Consider the following 18679-nt stretch of genomic DNA (forward strand, 5'->3'; position numbering starts at 1 on the left):
CACTTTGTGGCCGCTTACAATGCCTGCCATCTCAAGATTTCAGGTTAAGGGTTCTTCATGGAGTTGCTACGGGTGGTTTACCGCCAGTATCGCTGGCCGTTTCTGGCGGTAATGGCGTTGACCATGGCCAGTGCGGCACTGGGTATAGGCATCATCGCCTTTATAAATTTGCGGCTGATGACGGTGGCGGGCAACCCGCTGGCGGTATTGCCGGAGTTCCTCGGGCTGCTGGCGCTGCTGATGGTAGTCACGCTGGGTTCGCAACTGGCGCTGACCACGCTCGGCCACCATTTTGTGTTCCGGCTGCGCGGCCAACTGGTGAAACAGATCCTGGATACCGATATTGAGCGGATAGAGCAACTAGGCAGCGCCTCACTGTTGGCGAGCCTGGCCAGTGATATACGTAATATCACCATTGCCTTTGTTCGCCTGCCGGAGCTGGTGCAAGGGGTGATATTGACGCTGGGGTCGGCGGCCTATCTGGGCTGGTTATCTCCGCAGATGCTGGCGGTCACTGCCGTTTGGGTCGCGGTGACGGTATTGGGCAGCGGGTGTCTGGTATCGCGGGTGTATCGTCATTTGACCAGCGTGCGAGAGGCTGAAGAGCACCTCTATGAACACTATCAGTCTGCGATTGAAGGCCGCAAAGAGCTGGCATTGAACCGCGATCGTGCAAAAGCGCTATACCGGCAGGCCTACCAGCCGGATGCCGAAGATTATCGGCAGCACATCATCCGCGCCGATACCTACCATCTCAGTGCGGTGAACTGGTCGAATATCATGATGCTGGGTGCGATTGGTTTGGTGTTTTATATGGCCAACAGCCTGGGCTGGGCCGATACTACTGTCGCGGCAACTTACTCGCTGACGTTGCTGTTCCTGCGTACCCCGTTGCTGCAGGCTGTGGGGGCATTCCCGACGCTGATTGCTGCCGAAGTCGCCTTCGGCAAGGTCAAAGCGCTGCGACTTGCCGATTATCAACCCGAGTTTCCTGCGGTAGCAGCCAAAGCTTGGCAAACCCTGGAGCTGCGCGATGTGATGTTCCACTATGGCGCGACGGAGCAAAAAGCGGGTTTCGCCGTTGGGCCGATTGACTTGACCTTGCAACGCGGTGAACTGGTCTTCCTGATTGGCGGCAACGGCAGTGGTAAATCGACGCTGGCGATGTTGTTGACCGGGTTATATCAGCCGGTCAGTGGGCAAATCTTGCTGGATGGCATTGTGCAAACTGCGGCTGATATGCCCGACTACCGCCGCTTGTTTTCCGCCATTTTTACCGACTTTCATCCGTTCCACCATTTGCAGGGGCCGGAAGGCGAGCAGCCGGATGCTGAACTGGTGGAAAGCTGGCTTAACCATTTGAACATGAAAAGCAAATTGCAATTCGACGGCCTGCGGGTTACCAATCCGCAGTTATCGCAGGGGCAGCGCAAGCGTCTGGCGCTGTTGCTGGCGGTGGCAGAGCAGCGGGATATTTTGCTATTGGACGAATGGGCGGCGGATCAGGATCCGCAATTTCGCCGAATATTCTATCGTGAACTGCTACCGCAGTTACGCGCTTTGGGCAAAACGGTATTTGCCATCAGCCATGACGATCATTACTTCGAACATGCCGACCGGCTGCTGCAAATGCGTGACGGGCGACTCAGCGAGTTGACCGGCAGCGAGCGTGAACGTGCCAGCAAGGACTCGGTTTCGCAGATTGACTGATATTAATATCACCCAGCCTGCACTATTGGGCTGGGTGATACATTCTCCTTGCAGGGCGCTATCCGCTCAAACCAGCATATCCCCCACTTCAGGCTTGCCCTCCGGCCCAAATTGTTGCCAGTTTAACTTAAGTTATGCTGATTAATTATGTGAGTAGTGGTTTAATTTTGATCTATCTGCTTGTGTCACACTGCTGCTTGTCGATTAATCCACCCCAACGTTATCGGCAATGACCTGACTAATTTTGTTGTCTTTCTGCCGCCCAACTGACGTTAGGTGTATGACTAGCAGGTATTTTTTAAATTTCCATAGGAAAAAACCTCTTTATTGATCGTTTAAATAGATCAATAATTGGATTTTGATCAGTTTAATCTATTATGTGGAGCGGCAGTGATAAGCAAGGATGACGCGGATATCAAACGTAAAGCTTGGCTGTGCGTATTTATCGGCTGCGGGGTGTTTTGGCTGGCCATCGCCGCCGTGATTTATTGGCTGCTTATTTAGGAAACAAATCGATGGACAAAAAACGCGTCAAGAAGAAAGGGGGCGCCCGGGATGACAGCCCGGTCAAGATCCCCCCTTCCTGGCAGTTGACCCAACAACAACGAGACTTTATCAACGATCTCTGGCAGGACGATGCCACGGAGTCCGTACCGAAACCGGCCACCCGGCCCGGCGTTAACGAATAACCCGATTGCGTCCGGCCAATATGCCGAACAGCGTCGGCCCCAGTGCGGCCAGCAAATAGCCTACCGATTGCGCCATGCCTGACCGTTGCGTAGCCTGGTGATGATGGCTGCTGCGCAGGCCAAAGAACGACAGCGCCAGTACCAAAGAACTTCCCGCCCCCAGACCGGCAAAGATCAACCATAACAGAGAATAGGCCGGCAGAAGCAGCAGCCTGGCGACGCCGGTAAAAATCAGCAGTGAGCTGCACAGCGCAATAGCCCGCTGATTGCGTGCGCGCGGCAGAATAAATACCATGACAAAGTTGGCGGCGATTGCCACCACCTGATAGATAAACAGCTCAAAAACCGCCTGCTGCGGCGCGGCCTGGAAAGTCGCGTTTCACCAGCGTCGGTAAGATCACGTTGGCAAAGGCGATGGTTGCGCCGATCAGGACAGTACCCAGCCATAACATGCCGGGTTGTGCGATGCCAATCACCAGCAGTAGCAGCGCCATACCGAGCGTGCGTTCAATCCCCAGGTGTTTGGCCAGGCCGGGAGTGACCGGCGACAGCACGGCAAACAGGATCAACGGCAGCGAATTAAGCAGACCGGCCGAGGTAGAGGACAGCAACAACTGCTGCTGGATCTGTTCCAGTAACGGCCCGACGCTGGTTAGCGCGGCGCGCAGGTTGGCCGCGACCAGCATAATGTCGGTGACCAGTAATAATGGGGGGCGTAAACGGCTGCGTTTTAGCGGGGCAGCCGTTGGGGGTAAGTCGGATTGGGGCACCAGTTCCTCGCACCGGGGCAGGCAGTCAATCAATACTGCATGGCATGATGCGTTGATTGACGTTAACGCTTACGTACCGGCAGGGGGCCGATATTTGCGCGCAAGTGTAGGGAAGAGCCCCTAGCCTGACAAGAAGCAGGTTTTGCGACAAATGCGCCATTTCGGCGTCTGCGACACAATGCCGGGAGGGGATAATTGCTGTTATGTGATCCCGATCACCTGATGAACTAAAAGTCGGCCAGCCGGCCCGCAAAGTCGCCGCTTTCGTTTGCTGCTGTGCTTTGGGAGCTGCATCCCGGCAACCGCGCCTGCCCTGATATTTCACTTTGCCTTTCACTGCCGCTTAATATTTTCACTTCATTTCGATCCGAAAGGTTTTTAGCCTCTTTTTCTGCTAAAACAGCGCTGTAACCCCGATCACAATTTCATTGCTTTCGCTTTGCTGTAATGCCAGCGCAGTAGAGCGAAAGCCATCTTCTCCCCGGCCCGGCCGGAAACCTGAGGACCGCAGCTCATGCCAGTGAATACCGCCAAGCGACGTGAACACATTATCGATCTGTTATGCGAGCACGGTAGCGTGCGCGTGGAGCAGCTCAGCAAACAGTTTGCAGTATCCACGGTGACGATCCGCAACGATCTGCGCTTTCTGGAACGAAAAGGGTGCGCGCTGCGGGCCTATGGCGGCGCGATGCTCAATCAGCAATTCGCCTTCGATCGCCCATTGCATGACAAAGGGCGATTAAACCGCGACGTGAAGTCGCAGATCGCAAGCGTAGCGGCAAGCTATGTGCGTGATGGCGACGCGCTGATCCTCGATTCCGGTTCCACCACTACCCAGATAGTGCCGTTCCTCAAAGGACGACGCGATCTGGTGGTGATGACCAATGCGTTGAACATTGCCTATGAGCTTTCAGGTCACGATGGGGTGGAGGTAATGGTGTTGGGCGGCAGCGTGCGCCGTAACTCCTATTCGCTCTACGGTCCGGCTGCCGAGCAGCAATTGCGCCAGTACCGCTTCGACAAACTGTTTTTGGGCGTCGACGGTTTCGATCTGGTTGCCGGTATCACCACGCCTCATCCCGGTGAGGCCCACCTCAATCGCGTGATGTGCGAGGTGGCGCGCGAGATCATCGCCGTGGCAGATGCCAGCAAGTTTGGTCGCAAGAGCTTTTGCATGATCCGCGAAGCCGGACAAATTCATCGGCTGATTACCGACAGCCTTCTTCCGGACGATTACGAGCGGGCGTTAACCGAGTTGGGCGTGGAGGTTGTCATCGCCGATCGGTAATAGGGCGTCTGCGTGGGGGTTTCATGCAGCAGTTGTTAAAGCTTGTTGAGCAGCACAAGGCCGGAAAACCGGTTGGCGTTTTTTCCGTTTGTTCCGCTCACCCTTGGGTGCTGAAAGCGGCCCTGCGGCAGGCCAGGGCGCGTGGCACGCCGGTGCTGGTTGAGGCCACCTCGAATCAGGTCAATCAGTTTGGTGGTTACACCGGCCAGACGGCGCAGCAGTTCCGCGATGCGCTGTGGCAACTGGCGGATGAAGTCGGGCTGTCGCGTGACCGCCTATGGCTGGGGGGCGATCATCTCGGTCCCAATGCCTGGCAGGATAGACCGGCAGAAGAAGCGATGCAGCTGGCGGAAACGCTGATCGACGATTATGTCCGCGCCGGTTTTCGCAAAATTCACCTCGATTGTTCCATGTCCTGCGTGGGCGACCCTTTCCCACTGAATGATGAAACCGTGGCCGTTCGTGCGGCCCGGCTGTGTAGCGTCGCGGAACGCGCCTGGCAGGAAAGCGGCGGCGAGCCACCGGTGTATGTCATAGGTACCGAAGTGCCGGTGCCGGGCGGCGCGCAGGAGGCGCTGGAAGGCATGCAGGTCACAACGCCGCAGGCGGTGCAGCAAACGCTTGAGGTACATCGCCTGGCCTGGCAGCGGGCGGAGCTGGTCGACGCCTGGAGGCGAACCATTGCGCTGGTGGTACAGCCGGGTGTGGAGTTTGATCATCACAGCGTAGAACACTACCAACCTCAACGGGCCCATGAACTTAGCCGCTTTATCGAACGGCAGCCGGGCATGGTCTACGAGGCGCATTCAACGGATTACCAACCCCCGCAGGCCTACCGGCAACTGGTTGGCGACCATTTCGCCATCCTGAAAGTCGGTCCGGCGCTGACATTTGCCCTGCGTGAGGCGCTGTTCGCCCTGGATCATATTGAACGTGAATGGCTGGGCGAACATCAGTCGGCGCAACTGTGCGCCACGCTGGAACAGGTGATGCGCGAGCAGCCGCAGCAGTGGAGTCGCTACTACCACGGCAATCCACATCAACAGTATATCGACCGCCATTACAGCCTGAGCGACCGGGTGCGTTACTACTGGCCGCAGCCACAGGTTCAGCAGGCGGTTGAGCGGCTAATTGACAACCTGCGCCGCAATCCGGTGCCGTTGGCGCTGTTAAGCCAGTATCTGCCCGACCAGGCCCGTGCGATGAATGCCGGCGAACTGAGCGAGGATCCGCAGGACTGGGTGATGCATAAGGTCACGCAGGTACTTAATGATTATCACGCCGCCTGCTACCCGGAGGTGCACTGAAATGCCGAATATCCTGATGACCCGCATTGATAACCGACTGGTCCATGGCCAGGTCGGCGTTACCTGGACCAACACCCTGGGGGCCAATCTGGTGGTGGTGGCCAACGATGAAGCGGCGGCCGATCCGGTGCAGCAGAACCTGATGGATATGGTAGTGGCTGAGGGGGTGCAGACACGTTACTTCACGCTGCAGAAAACCATCGACGTGATCCACAAGGCGGCAGATCGCCAGAAGATCTTTTTGGTGTGCAAAACGCCGCAGGATGTTTTGCGGCTGGTACAGGGCGGGGTGCCGATCCGTTTCGTCAATGTCGGCAACATGCATTTCGTCGAGGGCAAGCGGCAGGTGCATAAAACGGTCTCGCTGGATGAGGGTGACGTGGCCGCCTTTCGCGAACTGGCGGCGCTGGGCGTCGAATGTGAGGTGCGCAGGGTGCCGGATGAAGCGGGTGAGCCTGTCGGCAAACTGCTGTTTTGAGTTTGGGGGAAATCATGTTGACTGATGCGTTATTGATTGCACTGCTGGCCGGATTGGCGGGGGTCGACCTGTTCGACGGCCTGACCCACTTCCACCGTCCGGTGGTTCTGGGGCCGCTGGTCGGCCTGATCCTGGGGGATGTCTACACCGGCCTGCTGGTCGGCGGCACGCTGGAACTGGTGTGGATGGGCATGGTGCCGCTGGCGGGGGCTCAGCCGCCGAACGTGGTGATTGGCGGGGTGATTGGCACGGCATTCGCCATTCTTACCAAAGCCGATCCCAAGGTGGCGATTGGCGTTGCGGTGCCGTTTTCGATTGCGGTGCAGGGGTGTATCACGCTGCTGTTCACCCTGTTTTCACCGATGATGCATCGCTGCGATCGCATGGTGAAAGAACTGAACTGGCGCGGAATTGAACGGGTGAACTACCTCGGTATCAGCATCCTGTTCGCGTTCTATTTTGTGGTGGCGTTTCTGCCGATTTATTTCGGTGCCGACGCGGCCAGTGCCATGGTGCAAAAGGCCCCGGTCTGGCTGTTGGACGGTCTGGCGGTGGCAGGTGGCATGATGCCGGCGATTGGCTTCTCACTGCTGATGAAAGTGATGATGAAAAAAACCTATGTGGCCTATTTCATCCTCGGTTTTATTGCCGTCACCTTCCTTAAATTGCCGATCCTGGCGGTGGCGCTGGGCGCGCTGGCGATCGCCCTGATCGACTTCTTTAACAGTCAACGGGCCGCTGCCGACCCGCTCAAACAACCTGTCCCCCAGGAGGATGCTGAAGATGGCATTTAACGATACCGACGATCTGCTGGCACAAAAAGCGGAAAAACGTATGGCGCAGGCGCTGGCTACCAGCCAGGTGGAGCAGGGCGATTATGTCGATAGCCAGCCCGCCGAGGCTCTGACCCGCGGGGATATCAACCGCATGGCCTGGCGCTCGTTGCTGCTGCAGGCCTCGTTCAATTATGAGCGTATGCAGGCCGGTGGCTGGCTATATCAGTTGATCCCGGCGTTGCGCAAGATCCACCGCAATCCGCAGGATCTGTCCAACTCGATGAAAATGCACATGGAGTTTATCAATGTGCATCCGTTTGACGTCACCTTCCTTTCCGGGCTGGTGCTGGCGATGGAGCAAAACAAAGAGAAGATCTCCACCATTCGCGCGGTAAAAGTGGCGCTGATGGGGCCGCTGGGCGGGATTGGCGATGCGCTGTTCTGGCTGACGCTGCTGCCGATCTGCGCCGGGATTGGTGCCTCGCTGGCGTTGGAAGGCAGCCTGTTTGGGCCGATCGTCTTCCTGCTGCTGTTTAACGTATTTCACTTTGGGCTGCGCTTCGGGCTGGCTCACTATGGTTATCAGGCCGGTACCAGCGCGCTGGCGCTGCTGAAAACCCATACCCGGCGAATATCCCACGCCGCCTCGATTGTCGGCATGACGGTGATCGGTGCACTGGTGGCTTCTTATGTTCATCTTTCTACTCCGTTGGTGATGCATGCCGGCAAAGCCAGCGTGGCGCTACAGACCGATGTGCTGGACAAGCTGATGCCCAACCTGTTGCCGCTGTGCTTTACGCTGCTGATTTTCTTCCTGATGAAGCGCGGCTTCTCACCGGTGAAGCTGATTGGCGTGACGGTGGTGATTGGGGTGGTGGGTAAGTTTATCGGTTTATTGTGAGGAGCAGTTTTATGCCAGGCATTGTGATTACCGGCCATGGCGGCTTCGCCAGTGGGCTGTTGCAGGCGGTTGAACAGGTGGTGGGGCCGCAGCCGGACTGCGTTGCGGTCAATTTTCCCGAGCAGATGAGTACTGCTGAGTTAAAGGCTGCGTTGATCTCGGCGTTGGCCGAAGTGGCACAGCCGGACGGCGTGGTGTTTCTCACCGATATGCTCGGCGGTTCGCCGTTTCGCTGTGCCAGCGAAACGGCGGATGCGCACGGGGATTGTGAGGTGCTTACCGGGGTGAATATGCAGTTGGCGGCGGAAATGATGCTGGAAAGGGACGGGCTGAGCCTGCATGAATTCCGCGAAGTCGCGCTGGCGTGCGGTAAGCGTGGGTTGACCAGCCTGTGGCACGAAAGACGCCGGGTAAAATGTGAGGGTGTACAGACCGACGGCATTTGAGGGAAGCCGGGCGCGGCTAGGGGAGCAGCGCCCGGTTGATCAACTCGCGACCGGCAGTGGGCTTAGTGCCATACGGGCCGGTTGGTTCTCTTCTGCGCGGGTAAAGCGCCAGCAGCTCTGGTGGTATTTCGCCACGCTGTTGCGGTGCGCCACGCTGACCAACGTCACCTGCGGCAGCTCATCGACCAACAGGCAATACATCAACTGCTCGGTTTCATCGTCCAGCGCGCTGGTGGCCTCGTCGAGGAACAAAATGTCCGGGCGGGTCAGAATGGCGCGGGCGAACGCCAGCCGCTGTTGCTCGCCCGGCGACAGACGGTGGCTCCAGTTGGCGCTGGTGTCCAGCCAGCGCTGAAGGTGTTTAAGGCGGCAGTTATCTAGGGCTTTCAGCAGTTGCCCATCACTGTATTCGGCTGAGAGATGCGGATAACTGAGCGCCTCGCGCAGCGTGCCTATGGGAATATAACTGCGTTGCGGCAGGAATAACGTACTGCTGGCGGCGTCGAGCCCAATGGTACCGGAGCCGTAAGGCCAGATCCCGGCAATAGCACGCAGCAGCGTGGATTTACCACAGCCCGAAGGGCCGACGACCAGCACTTTCTCACCGCGTTTCAGCGCCACCGACGTTGAGCCCAGCAAACTTTGGCCGTCCGGCAGTTGCAGGCTGAGACGGTCGAGGATCAGCGGTTGATCGTTCTCCGCTTGCAGTTGAATGCCGCGTTGCTGATGGTGTACCTGATCCACGGCGGCGTTAAAACCGGCCAGACGGTTAACGCAGGCTTTCCAGGTCGCCAGATCGCTAAAGGCATCGATAAACCATGACAGCGCGCCTTGCACCTGGCCAAAGGCGGAGGCGATCTGCATCATGCCGCCCATCTGGATAGCGCCGGAGAAGTAACGCGGTGCCGCCACCAACAGTGGGAAAACAATGGCAAACTGGCTGTAAAAGTTAGAGGCGATATTAAGTCGGCGGGTGATGCGCATGATTGACCACCAGTTGGTGCGGATGCTGTCAAAGCGGTCACCCAACTGTTGCGCTTCGCGCGGTTCGCCGTGATAAAGCGCGATGGCGTCGTTGTTTTCCCGGATACGGATCAGCCCAAAACGGAAGTTTGCCTCATAGCGCTCCTGATTAAAGCCGAGCTGGACCAGCGGTTTGCCGACCCACCAAATCAGCAGCGAACCTAGCACTGCGTACAGCAGGGCGAACCACACCATGTAGCCGGGCAGGGTGACGGCATGCTGATGGATAACAAAAGTCATTGGCCCGCTGACGTGCCAGAGGATGGTGATAAAGGAAAACAGCGTCACCAGACTGGAGAGCAGCCCAAGCGACAGCGACAGCGTGTATTGGGTCAGTACATTGAGATCCTCGGCAATACGCTGGTCCGGGTTATCGACGATCTGTTGCTGTTCGGTATGGTAATAGGCCTGATGCGCCAGCCATTTACCCATAAATTTTTCCGTCATCCAGCGCCGCCAGCGCATCTGCAGGCCCTGCGTCAGGTAAATTTTATACACCGCCAGAACGATGAAGATCAGCGCCAGATAGGTAAAACGCCACAGTTGTGCCTTGAATACCGGATAGTTTTTGTTTTGCAGCGCGTCGTAAAACACCTGGTTCCACTGATTGATCAGCACGCTGATGTACACCAGCCCGAGCGACAGAGCGACAATGGCGATCAGCATCGACCAGGCTCGCAGTTTCTCTTCCGAGACCCAAAAGGGCTTAATCAATTGCCAGACGGCGTGTTTGGGGGGTGGGGTCGTGTTCATGGGCTCTCGTCGATTCTGTATTTTCTTCAGCATGGGCTGCGGACAAGTAACAAACAAACCTGGACTGTAAGCAGTTCTAACGCAGCTAACCGTTTGAAATATTAAGGTTGGATCGTCAGAGGTGTCGCCGGGAGCAATGGCGGTTATACTGGCGCCGAATTTGGGGTGTTTACTGCGGAAAGGAAAAGTAATGAAGGCGTTGGTTCCCTTGCTGTTGACCTGTGGTGCGTTCGCCAGCGCCCAGGCCAGAGCACATATTGATGAGCCGGATATTGATGCCGATTGCCACAAAGTGGCGAGCTATGCCGAGCTGGGGAAAAGTGCCTACCAGCGCGGCGATTACCCGCGCGCAGCCGACGTTTTCCGCGATCAGGCCGCCTGGAGCGAGTTCTGTGGCCTTGACAGCCAGGCGACCGCCACCGCTTACAACAACGTGGCACTGGCGCTGATGCATGCCGGTGAACTGCTCAAGGCACGCGCCTATCTGGAACTGGCACCGCAGGACAGTAAATCCCAACATAATTTAAAACTGCTGCAGCAGCGCCTGGCGAAGCAACCGCCGTCGAACGGCCCGGGCGGCGTCTACTGGCAGTATGCCGGGCGCGGGGTGTGGAGCGAAGTGGAGGTCAAGCCGCAGGACGGTCGCTGGCTGATCGACTATTCCGGTTATTACATGCCGCAGATGGGGTTGTATTACGGCCCGAATATGGGTGAGTTCGCCGAGGTGTTGCCGATTGAACAGGGCAAGGCGCTGTACCGTCAGCGGGAGCCGGAGGACGCGATAACCTGTGATGTGGCGATACAATTCACGGCGGATGCGCTGCAAATGCATACCAAAGGCGACTGCGGTTTTGGTTTTAACGTACGGGCGGAAGGGCGCTTTGTGCGGGTCGAATAAATAGCCCAGGCACCCAACAGAGTGGATGCCCGGGCAGATTAACCCGGTTTACGCCCAGGTAACAGCACCGCTCAGTAATTCTTTCCAGGCTTCAACATTCCCCAGATAGTTGCCCACCGGGATCTGGCGCAGCCGGCCTTCACTTTCTTCGAGTGCAAAGGTCGGGAACCCTTGCCCCTGAACTTTGGCAAGCATCGCCCGGCTTTGCGCTATATGTTGCGCGGTCTGCACGCCGGCGTTGAAGCGCATTTCGGCGATGAACGGGGCAGAAGCCAGACCCAGCTCTTTCGCCAGAGCTTCCAGCACCGGCGTATCGGCGATGCGTCGACCTTCCTGATAATGCGCTTCCTGAATGCGATGCAGCATATCCAGCCCACGTCCCGCCAGCGCCTGCGCCGCCAGTATCGCGGTAATCGGCGGTTCTGAGTCCATCACTGCGGTGGTATCACGTAGCAAGCCATTGAAATAGGCTTCGCCAAAGGTCTGTCCGGTTAACTCCGCAATACGTTTGTCGTGCGGGATAACATAATTACGCCATTCGTCCGTGATTTGGCGGCGGTTGTTGCCGGTCATCATGCCACCGGCATGCAGGACGATGTTCAGCCCTGGAATGGTTTTGGCCGCCTTCACCAGCGGGGCCGCGCCATAACACCAGCCACACAGCGGATCGAAAATGTAATGCAGAGTCGTGCCGGTCATAATTATTCCTCTTTATCCCCGCCCCCTTTCAAGGGCGGGTGGCAGTAACGCTTTAATCTGTGGGTATAGGCGGGCTTATTGAGGCCACTTCATTTCGCCTTTCAGCACCTTGGCGCTCAGTTCCAAGCTGGATTCATCTTTCAGGTTCGGGTAATGCTTTTTCATTGCCGCCACCAGTGCCGCAGAATCTTTGGCTTTCGGCAGTTCAGCTTCCAGCGTGGTCAGGTAGTTCTGGGTAAAGGTAACGGATTTCAGCGTCTGGTCGGCACCCGGCAGGAAATGGCCAGGGACAACGACTTTCGGTTTCAATGCCTTGATGCCTTCCAGCGTTTGCTGCCAGTGCGCGCGGGATTCTACGGTCTGGTTATCGGCGATCCACGGATGGATATTGTCGCCTGCGACCGGAACACCGCCCACTACCGCTTTCAGCGCCGGGATCCACACGTAGGTGCGCTCCGGCGTTGGGCCGGTCAAGCCTTTCACTTCGACTTTCTGGCCGTCAACGGTGAAGCTGTCACCCTGCAATGCCTGTGGAACCACTACCGCTTTCGGCGCGTTGTCTTTCAGAATTGGGCCCCAGTAGGCTACTTTGCCGTCTTTGGTGGCGTTGATTTCTTCGATGGTGCCCGGTGAAGCGATGATTTTCGCCTGTGGGAACGCGGCTTTAATCACGTCCAGACCAAAATAGAAATCCGGATCTGAATGGCTGATGTAGACGGTGGTCAGCTTCTTGCCGGTGGCCTTGATCTTTTTCACCAGTTCTTCTGCGTCATTGCGCTGGAACTGGGCGTCGATTAGTGCCACTTCGTGCTTGCCGCTGATGATTTCAGAAGATACCGGGAAAACGCTTTTCTCACCTGGGTTGTACACTTCCATGGTCAGAGTGTCGGATGCGGTGGCGTAGGCGCTAAAGGTGGTGATGCCGGCGAAGGCCAGGGTCAGTAATGATTTGTTAAACATGGTCAGAGGTCCTTGGGTAGCGATTAAATGTTGTGTAGATGTTAGGTTGCATAAAGCGATAGAAAAACCGGATAATGAGCAATTATTCATTGCGTAAATCGGACGAATCATGGATCGCATCACTGCCGCTGAGGTTTTTATCACCATCGTTGACCGTGGCAGCATGATTGCGGCGGCGGAAACGCTGGAAATGTCGCGCGCTATGGTGACGCGTTATCTGGCCCAGATGGAGCAATGGGCCGGTGCACGTTTGCTGCATCGTACTACTCGTAAGCTTAGTCTGACTGACGCTGGTGAGCGTACATTAGAGCGTTGCCGACAGATGCTGGCGCTGGCGGGGGAAATAGATCTGGTCGAAGGGGAGCAGAGTGATGAACTGCGCGGTCTGCTCCGGATCACCTGTTCGCAGTCGCTGGGCCAGACGGCGCTGGTGGGCGCGGTAGCGCAATACCTGAAGCGTCATCCGCAGGTGGCGGTGGATCTGCAAATGAACAATCGCGCGGTGAATCTGGTCGAAGAGCGTATCGATTTGGCGCTGCGAATTACCAATGAGCTGGATCCCAATCTGATCGCCCGACCGCTGTCTTCCTGCGCCTCGGTGGTCTGCGCTGCTCCGGGCTATCTGGCGGCGCATGGCACGCCGCGTCATCCGCAGGATCTGGCGCTGCACAACTGCCTGACTTACTCCTACTTCGGTAAAAGCCTGTGGCATTTTGACCACCAGGGGGTGAAGTCGGCAGTCGCAGTCAGCGGTAATCTGAGCGCCAACGAGTCGGTGGTATTGATGGCGGGAACGGTGCAGGGGGCGGGGATTTCCATGCAGCCTTACTATTCGGCGGCACCGCAGCTGGCCAGTGGCGAACTGATTGAGCTGATGCCGGATTATCGGCCCCAGTCGATGGGCATTTACGGTATTTATACTTCCCGTCGACAGATGCCGGCGACTCTGAGGACCATGTTGGACTTTTTAGTGGAGTGGTTTGCCACCGATGCCGGCTGGCGAGCGACGTTGCGCTGATATCGTTAACGCCGTAGTAACATTTTCACACATTTTTCATCATCAGCGCATTCAAGTGGTTAGCGAGTTTAGCGGGGTATTTTGTGCGCTGTTGCGGCTTTGTCACTGGTTAACCGATGGGGTGACGTGTAGTTTTTGTAGCGTGAGAAGAGTGAATAAGACTTAATAATTATAGGGTTAAATAGATAACCCGGCTCTTTGAACATCCTCTCTGACCTTTCCACGGACAGCCTGCCAGGCTGGCCGATAATTTTGTGTTTTTTTACCAGCCTCGCGCGCCTTACGCCGGGGCTTTGTTGATTGGGAGCGTTACGCATGCCTGTTTCTCTGCTCGCACTGGCATTAAGTGCATTTGCTATCGGCACCACCGAGTTCGTTATTATGGGGTTGCTGCCGGAAGTCGCGAGGGATCTGCAGGTCTCTATTCCTTCCGCCGGCTGGTTGATCAGCGGTTATGCCCTTGGCGTGGCTATCGGCGCACCGATCATGGCGTTGCTAACGGCGAAGCTGCCGCGCAAAAAGACGCTGTTACTGCTGATGGTGATTTTCATCTTCGGCAATATTATGTGTGCGCTGAGTTACAGCTACGATTTCCTGATGCTGGCGCGCATTATCACCGCTCTGTGTCACGGTGCGTTCTTCGGCATTGGCGCTGTAGTGGCGGCTAACCTGGTGGCGCCAAACCGTCGGGCTTCTGCCGTGGCGTTGATGTTCACCGGTCTGACATTGGCCAACGTGTTGGGGGTGCCGCTCGGCACTGCGCTAGGACAAGCATTGGGCTGGCGCTCAACCTTCTGGGCTGTGACGGTGATCGGCGTGTTATCCCTGTTGGCGCTGTATAGCAAGCTGCCGATCGTCAAGGATGAACAACCGACCGACCTGAAAAAAGAGCTGACGGCACTGCGTGGCGGCGGCATCTGGCTTTCGCTGCTGATGACCGTGGCCTTTGCCGCATCCATGTTCGCGCTGTTTACCTATATTGCCCCGTTGCTGACCGAAGTGACTGGGGTTTCCTCACATGGCGTCAGTTGGACGCTGCTGTTGATGGGGGTGGGCCTGACGCTGGGTAATATCCTTGGCGGCCGTCTGGCCGACTGGCGTTTGCCACTGACCCTGACCTGTACTTTCCTGGTCATCGCCTGTTTCGCGGCGCTGTTCAGTTGGACCAGTCACTCAATGGTGCCGGCGGAAATCACCTTGTTCCTGTGGGCCGCGGCGGCGTTTGCCGCAGTGCCTGCATTGCAGATCAACGTGGTGACCTACGGTAAAAAGGCACCGAATCTGGTGTCAACGTTAAATATTGCTGCGTTTAACGTCGGCAATGCGATTGGCGCCTGGGTTGGTGGCGTGGTGATTGCGCAGGGGTTGGGGTTGACCCGCGTACCGCTGGCGGCCGCGGGGCTCGCGCTGCTGGGACTGGTACTTTGTCTGGTGACCTTCAGTCGTGCCAAGCGCCCGGCTAGCGTGTAATGACTGCCGCCAGACGGGCGGGGAGTGTCTGCGCCTGCTGTTGCAAATGCTGAGTAAAGGCCGTGACCAGCGCCGAAGATGGGCGGTGCAGCGGCCGGATCAGGCTAACGGTAAAAGGCACTTCAACGCTGAATGTCCGCACGTGAACACCGCTGCCGGCGTAATCGAGCGCCGTCAGCGGGTTAACGATCGACACTCCCACTCCCGCTTTCACCATGGCGCAGACCGATGCGGCACTATGGGTTTCCATCACCAGACGGCGCTTGACGCCTTCCTCACTGAACAACGAATCCAGTAGCTGGCGATAGCTGTCGGTGTTCGACAGGCTGATAAAGTTTTGTCCGGCAAAGTCCTGCGGTGTTAACACCGTTTTCGCCAGCAGGGGATGCCCGGCCGGTAGCACGCACACCTCGTTCAGTGTCATCAGCGTCATGCGCTCGGTCCCTGCCGGGGTCAGGGTATTTTCTGTCAGTCCCAAATCGTGGCGCTGCGCTGACAGCCACTCTTCCAGCAGCGGTGATTCCTGCGGTATTACGCTGAAACTCACCTCCGGATAGAGATCGATAAAAGGTTTGCACACCGCGGGCAGCAGTGATTGAGAGAACACCGGCAGGCAGGCAATCGACAGTTGAGCCTGCTGGAACTGGCGGATACTGGCGGCGGCGGCGGTGATACGATCCAGGCCGTAGTAGGAGCGCTGCACCTCCTCTAATAGCCGCAGGCCTTGTACCGTTGGGGATAACCGACCTCGTACCCGTTCGAACAATTGCAGCTGGATGAGCTTCTCAAAGCGCGCCAGCTCACGGCTGACGGTGGGCTGCGAGGTTTGCAGCAGCGCGGCGGCTTCGGTCAGGTTGCCGGTGGTCATCACCGCATAGAAGATTTCAATCTGGCGTAGCGTTATCGCGTGCATCGGCAGCTCTTTTAATCAGCAAAGCCATATCATAAATGAATAGACTCTGGCTAAATAGATATTTTCCATCCAAGAAAGCGTGCGGCAATATTGGGGTATTAGAGTCACTAAATTTTATTCAGGGATACCACCATGCCACGTGCTTTACACGATACGACGACTGCCCTTAATGCCGCTAACCTGTTGGCCTTGCCTGAGCGCTTTGGTTGCCCGGTATGGGCCTATGACGCTGCTATCATTAGCGAGCGCATTAGCCAGCTGCGTCATTTTGATGTCATTCGTTTTGCCCAAAAGGCCTGCTCGAATATCCACATTCTGCGCCTGATGCGTGAGCAGGGCGTTAAGGTGGACTCGGTGTCGTTGGGAGAGGTTGAGCGTGCATTGCAGGCCGGTTTTCAGCCGGGTGGTGAGCCAAGTGAGATTGTGTTTACCGCCGATGTGCTGGATCACGCTACCCTGGCACGCGTCAGCGAATTGAAAATTCCGGTTAACGTCGGTTCTATCGACATGCTGGAGCAACTGGGCCAGGTTTCTGCTGAGCACCCGGTATGGTTGCGCATCAACCCAGGCTTTGGTCACGGCCACAGTCAGAAAACCAATACCGGCGGCGAAAACAGCAAGCACGGCATTTGGTATGCTGATTTACCGCAGGCGGTGGAGAAAATTCAACAGTACGGCCTGAAACTGATTGGCGTGCATATGCATATTGGCTCGGGCGTGGATTACCAGCATCTGGAGCGAGTGTGTGATGCCATGGTGCAGCAGGTGATCGATCTTGGCCAGGATATCAGTGCCATTTCCGCCGGTGGCGGCCTGTCTATCCCTTATCAGTACGGTGAAGAGGCGATTGATACCGAACACTATTTTGGCCTGTGGAACAGTGCCCGTGAGCGCATTGCCGCCCACTTGGGCCATCCGGTAAGCCTAGAGATTGAACCTGGGCGCTTCCTGATGGCGGAGGCTGGGGTGCTGGTGGCCGAGGTGCGCGCGGTGAAAGACATGGGCAGCCGCCACTTTGTGCTGGTGGACGCCGGTTTTAACGATTTGATGCGTCCGGCGATGTACGGCAGTTACCACCATATTTCTCTGCTGCCGGCCGATGGCCGCGATACTGCCAATCAGCCGCTGCGCGATACCGTGATTGCCGGGCCGCTGTGCGAATCCGGTGACGTCTTTACCCAACAGGCCGGTGGTGGCATTGAAACTCGCGAACTGCCGCCGGTGCAGGTCGGTGATTATCTGGTGTTCCATGACACCGGTGCCTATGGCGCGTCAATGTCATCGAATTACAACAGCCGTCCGCTGCTGCCGGAAGTGCTGTTTGAGAACGGCGAAGCGCGTTTGATTCGCCGTCGTCAGACCATTGAAGAGTTGATTGCACTAGAATTGATCTGATGATTTGGGCGCAGTTCGGTGCTGCGCCCGCGCATTAATCATATCTTATGAAGGGAAACTACAGAGAAGGAAATGCGGCGCGGCATGCAATCGGCGGCAGCGCCCAGATAAGTCAGTTGGCGTAGGGGCCGGGTACCACGGATTCCCGCAGCCGCAGTTCACCGGTGAAAGGAGTGAGTGGCTGTATATCCTCCCCTTTAATCAGTCGGAAAGCCTGGCTGATGGCGGCTTCGATCATCACATCGATCGGCAGATAAACGGTAGACAGCGCCGGCTGCAAATAGGCGGCGCTGGGTTCGTCGTCAAAGCCGAACAGTGAGACATCCTGCGGCAGGCGTTTGCCCGCATCGTGCAATGCTTTCATTGCGCCGACCGCCATGTCGTCGTTACAGGCGAACAGGGCGCTAAAGCTGCTCCCCCTACTCAGTAAACTACGCACAGCCTGATGGCCGCTCTGTACGCTGCTGTCACCATAGGCTACGCGGGCATCGTCGAAGGCAATGGCGTGATGCTCAAGTGCCTGCCGATAACCGGCTAACCGAGCCTGGGCGGTAGGCGTGGCAATCGGCCCGGTAATGCAGACTATCTCGCGGTGCCCTTGCTGAATCAAATAGTCCACCGCATGGAAGGCGGCTTCCTGCTGTTCGAAGGACACACAGCGTGCACGGGCTTGTGGCAGATCGCGGTTGATCACCATGATCGGCACCGGCAGGCTGTCCAACAGCTTCATTAGCGTGGGTTCGGACATAAAACGGGTATACAGGATGATGGCGTCACAGCGACGGTCGGCCAGCAGTTGCACCGCCTGTAGCTCGTCTTCCGGCGTGTCGTGGCCGTCGGTGACAATCAGATGCTTGCCGCTGGCCTCGATCAGCTTGGCGGCTTTGCGTAGCAGGCGACCGAAGTAGGGGCCATCGAAGTTGGAAACCACCAGCCCGATGCTGTTGGAGCTTTTATTCGCCAGCGATTGGGCCAGGAAATTCGGGCGATAACCCAGATCGTTCATGGCCTTGAACACTGCGTCGCGGGTGCTCTTTTTCACCTGGCCGGTGCCATTCAACACGCGAGAAACCGTGGCTTTAGATACCCCCGCGCGAATGGAAACATCCAACATGGTGATCATCAATGGCTTACCCCTTCAACATCCGCTGTGGCAAATAATGCTCAGTCTAGCATAGGGTTAGC

The 18679-nt window shown here is 57.1% G+C and carries 20 protein-coding genes; 13 read left to right on the plus strand and 7 right to left on the minus strand.

Annotated elements, in window-relative coordinates:
- Positions 1-57 precede the first annotated feature (57 nt).
- The 3 genes from ACUTSU_RS14885 to ACUTSU_RS14895 all read left to right on the plus strand — a co-directional run bounded on the left by ACUTSU_RS14885 (position 58) and on the right by ACUTSU_RS14895 (position 2399).
- Positions 58-1710, plus strand: a complete 1653-nt coding sequence (locus ACUTSU_RS14885) for a multidrug ABC transporter permease/ATP-binding protein (RefSeq protein WP_445651954.1) — start codon at positions 58-60, stop codon at positions 1708-1710.
- 390 nt (positions 1711-2100) lie between these two features.
- Positions 2101-2214 carry a YmiA family putative membrane protein gene (locus ACUTSU_RS14890; RefSeq protein ID WP_445651953.1) on the plus strand — a complete coding sequence of 38 codons (114 nt, stop codon included), beginning with the start codon at positions 2101-2103 and terminating at the stop codon, positions 2212-2214.
- Between the two features lie 11 nt (positions 2215-2225).
- Complete coding sequence (locus ACUTSU_RS14895; protein ID WP_445651952.1) at positions 2226-2399, plus strand: hypothetical protein; 174 nt, start codon at positions 2226-2228, stop codon at positions 2397-2399.
- Here ACUTSU_RS14895 and ACUTSU_RS14900 read toward each other — a convergent pair.
- Together ACUTSU_RS14900 and ACUTSU_RS14905 are read right to left on the minus strand one after the other, a co-directional pair.
- Positions 2389-2721, minus strand: coding sequence for a hypothetical protein (locus ACUTSU_RS14900; RefSeq protein WP_445654341.1), 333 nt, complete (start codon positions 2719-2721; stop codon positions 2389-2391). The genes ACUTSU_RS14895 and ACUTSU_RS14900 overlap by 11 nt on opposite strands.
- Positions 2722-2737: 16 nt before the next feature.
- Positions 2738-3169 carry a hypothetical protein gene (locus ACUTSU_RS14905; RefSeq protein WP_445654342.1) on the minus strand — a complete coding sequence of 144 codons (432 nt, stop codon included), beginning with the start codon at positions 3167-3169 and terminating at the stop codon, positions 2738-2740.
- 514 nt (positions 3170-3683) lie between these two features.
- Here ACUTSU_RS14905 and agaR point away from each other — a divergent pair.
- Genes agaR through agaF form a run of 6 tightly spaced genes read left to right on the plus strand, consistent with a single transcriptional unit; the run spans position 3684 to position 8365 of the window.
- Positions 3684-4457, plus strand: coding sequence for a transcriptional repressor AgaR (gene agaR / locus ACUTSU_RS14910; RefSeq protein ID WP_445651949.1), 774 nt, complete (start codon positions 3684-3686; stop codon positions 4455-4457).
- 23 nt (positions 4458-4480) lie between these two features.
- On the plus strand, positions 4481-5764 hold the full coding sequence (locus ACUTSU_RS14915; RefSeq protein WP_445651948.1) for a D-tagatose-bisphosphate aldolase, class II, non-catalytic subunit: 1284 nt from the start codon (positions 4481-4483) through the stop codon (positions 5762-5764).
- Position 5765: 1 nt separating this feature from the next.
- On the plus strand, positions 5766-6242 hold the full coding sequence (gene agaV, locus ACUTSU_RS14920) for a PTS N-acetylgalactosamine transporter subunit IIB (RefSeq protein ID WP_445651947.1): 477 nt from the start codon (positions 5766-5768) through the stop codon (positions 6240-6242).
- 14 nt (positions 6243-6256) lie between these two features.
- Complete coding sequence (gene agaW / locus ACUTSU_RS14925) at positions 6257-7036, plus strand: PTS N-acetylgalactosamine transporter subunit IIC (RefSeq protein WP_445651946.1); 780 nt, start codon at positions 6257-6259, stop codon at positions 7034-7036.
- A complete protein-coding gene (locus tag ACUTSU_RS14930) occupies positions 7026-7919 on the plus strand; it encodes a PTS system mannose/fructose/sorbose family transporter subunit IID (protein ID WP_445651945.1) in 894 nt (297 codons plus the stop codon). Before agaW ends, ACUTSU_RS14930 begins: the two co-directional genes overlap by 11 nt.
- A gap of 11 nt (positions 7920-7930) precedes the next feature.
- The gene (gene agaF, locus ACUTSU_RS14935) at positions 7931-8365 is read left to right on the plus strand and encodes a PTS galactosamine/N-acetylgalactosamine transporter subunit IIA (RefSeq protein ID WP_445654343.1); all 435 of its coding nucleotides are present in this window, start codon (positions 7931-7933) and stop codon (positions 8363-8365) included.
- A gap of 39 nt (positions 8366-8404) precedes the next feature.
- Here agaF and ACUTSU_RS14940 read toward each other — a convergent pair whose 3' ends face one another.
- Positions 8405-10141 (minus strand): ABC transporter ATP-binding protein/permease, encoded by a 1737-nt coding sequence (locus ACUTSU_RS14940; RefSeq protein WP_445651943.1) that lies wholly within the window; start codon positions 10139-10141, stop codon positions 8405-8407.
- Between the two features lie 190 nt (positions 10142-10331).
- Here ACUTSU_RS14940 and ACUTSU_RS14945 point away from each other — a divergent pair, with 190 nt between their 5' ends.
- Complete coding sequence (locus ACUTSU_RS14945) at positions 10332-11039, plus strand: tetratricopeptide repeat protein (protein ID WP_445651942.1); 708 nt, start codon at positions 10332-10334, stop codon at positions 11037-11039.
- A gap of 48 nt (positions 11040-11087) precedes the next feature.
- Here ACUTSU_RS14945 and ACUTSU_RS14950 read toward each other — a convergent pair whose 3' ends face one another.
- Together ACUTSU_RS14950 and ACUTSU_RS14955 are read right to left on the minus strand one after the other, a co-directional pair.
- The gene (locus ACUTSU_RS14950; protein WP_445651941.1) at positions 11088-11738 is read right to left on the minus strand and encodes a DsbA family protein; all 651 of its coding nucleotides are present in this window, start codon (positions 11736-11738) and stop codon (positions 11088-11090) included.
- A gap of 75 nt (positions 11739-11813) precedes the next feature.
- Positions 11814-12698, minus strand: a complete 885-nt coding sequence (locus tag ACUTSU_RS14955; RefSeq protein ID WP_445651940.1) for an MBL fold metallo-hydrolase — start codon at positions 12696-12698, stop codon at positions 11814-11816.
- A gap of 109 nt (positions 12699-12807) precedes the next feature.
- Between ACUTSU_RS14955 and ACUTSU_RS14960 the strand changes: the two genes are divergently transcribed.
- A complete protein-coding gene (locus tag ACUTSU_RS14960; RefSeq protein ID WP_445651939.1) occupies positions 12808-13716 on the plus strand; it encodes a LysR family transcriptional regulator in 909 nt (302 codons plus the stop codon).
- A 315-nt stretch (positions 13717-14031) separates the two neighbouring features.
- Positions 14032-15186, plus strand: a complete 1155-nt coding sequence (locus ACUTSU_RS14965; protein ID WP_445651938.1) for an MFS transporter — start codon at positions 14032-14034, stop codon at positions 15184-15186.
- On the opposite strand, the gene ACUTSU_RS14970 is transcribed toward ACUTSU_RS14965, so the two are convergent.
- Positions 15176-16099, minus strand: a complete 924-nt coding sequence (locus tag ACUTSU_RS14970; RefSeq protein ID WP_445654344.1) for a LysR family transcriptional regulator — start codon at positions 16097-16099, stop codon at positions 15176-15178. The genes ACUTSU_RS14965 and ACUTSU_RS14970 overlap by 11 nt on opposite strands.
- A 132-nt stretch (positions 16100-16231) precedes the next feature.
- On the opposite strand from ACUTSU_RS14970, the gene lysA reads away from it, so the two are divergent.
- The gene (gene lysA / locus ACUTSU_RS14975; RefSeq protein ID WP_445654345.1) at positions 16232-17494 is read left to right on the plus strand and encodes a diaminopimelate decarboxylase; all 1263 of its coding nucleotides are present in this window, start codon (positions 16232-16234) and stop codon (positions 17492-17494) included.
- A gap of 112 nt (positions 17495-17606) precedes the next feature.
- On the opposite strand, the gene ACUTSU_RS14980 is transcribed toward lysA, so the two are convergent.
- Positions 17607-18617, minus strand: a complete 1011-nt coding sequence (locus tag ACUTSU_RS14980) for a LacI family DNA-binding transcriptional regulator (RefSeq protein ID WP_445651935.1) — start codon at positions 18615-18617, stop codon at positions 17607-17609.
- Between the last annotated feature and the right edge of the window lie 62 nt (positions 18618-18679).

Source organism: Serratia sp. NA_13, from assembly GCF_052691735.1.

What these genes read in the sequence shown, in the direction of transcription:
- ACUTSU_RS14885 (WP_445651954.1), top strand. Translation starts at nt 58, where the DNA reads ATGGAGTTGCTACGGGTGGTTTACCGCCAGTATCGCTGGCCGTTTCTG.
- ACUTSU_RS14895 (WP_445651952.1), top strand. Translation starts at nt 2,226, where the DNA reads ATGGACAAAAAACGCGTCAAGAAGAAAGGGGGCGCCCGGGATGACAGC.
- agaR (WP_445651949.1), top strand. Translation starts at nt 3,684, where the DNA reads ATGCCAGTGAATACCGCCAAGCGACGTGAACACATTATCGATCTGTTA.
- ACUTSU_RS14915 (WP_445651948.1), top strand. Translation starts at nt 4,481, where the DNA reads ATGCAGCAGTTGTTAAAGCTTGTTGAGCAGCACAAGGCCGGAAAACCG.
- agaV (WP_445651947.1), top strand. Translation starts at nt 5,766, where the DNA reads ATGCCGAATATCCTGATGACCCGCATTGATAACCGACTGGTCCATGGC.
- agaW (WP_445651946.1), top strand. Translation starts at nt 6,257, where the DNA reads ATGTTGACTGATGCGTTATTGATTGCACTGCTGGCCGGATTGGCGGGG.
- ACUTSU_RS14930 (WP_445651945.1), top strand. Translation starts at nt 7,026, where the DNA reads ATGGCATTTAACGATACCGACGATCTGCTGGCACAAAAAGCGGAAAAA.
- agaF (WP_445654343.1), top strand. Translation starts at nt 7,931, where the DNA reads ATGCCAGGCATTGTGATTACCGGCCATGGCGGCTTCGCCAGTGGGCTG.
- ACUTSU_RS14940 (WP_445651943.1), bottom strand. Translation starts at nt 10,141, where the DNA reads ATGAACACGACCCCACCCCCCAAACACGCCGTCTGGCAATTGATTAAG.
- ACUTSU_RS14945 (WP_445651942.1), top strand. Translation starts at nt 10,332, where the DNA reads ATGAAGGCGTTGGTTCCCTTGCTGTTGACCTGTGGTGCGTTCGCCAGC.
- ACUTSU_RS14950 (WP_445651941.1), bottom strand. Translation starts at nt 11,738, where the DNA reads ATGACCGGCACGACTCTGCATTACATTTTCGATCCGCTGTGTGGCTGG.
- ACUTSU_RS14955 (WP_445651940.1), bottom strand. Translation starts at nt 12,698, where the DNA reads ATGTTTAACAAATCATTACTGACCCTGGCCTTCGCCGGCATCACCACC.
- ACUTSU_RS14960 (WP_445651939.1), top strand. Translation starts at nt 12,808, where the DNA reads ATGGATCGCATCACTGCCGCTGAGGTTTTTATCACCATCGTTGACCGT.
- ACUTSU_RS14965 (WP_445651938.1), top strand. Translation starts at nt 14,032, where the DNA reads ATGCCTGTTTCTCTGCTCGCACTGGCATTAAGTGCATTTGCTATCGGC.
- ACUTSU_RS14970 (WP_445654344.1), bottom strand. Translation starts at nt 16,099, where the DNA reads ATGCACGCGATAACGCTACGCCAGATTGAAATCTTCTATGCGGTGATG.
- lysA (WP_445654345.1), top strand. Translation starts at nt 16,232, where the DNA reads ATGCCACGTGCTTTACACGATACGACGACTGCCCTTAATGCCGCTAAC.
- ACUTSU_RS14980 (WP_445651935.1), bottom strand. Translation starts at nt 18,617, where the DNA reads ATGATCACCATGTTGGATGTTTCCATTCGCGCGGGGGTATCTAAAGCC.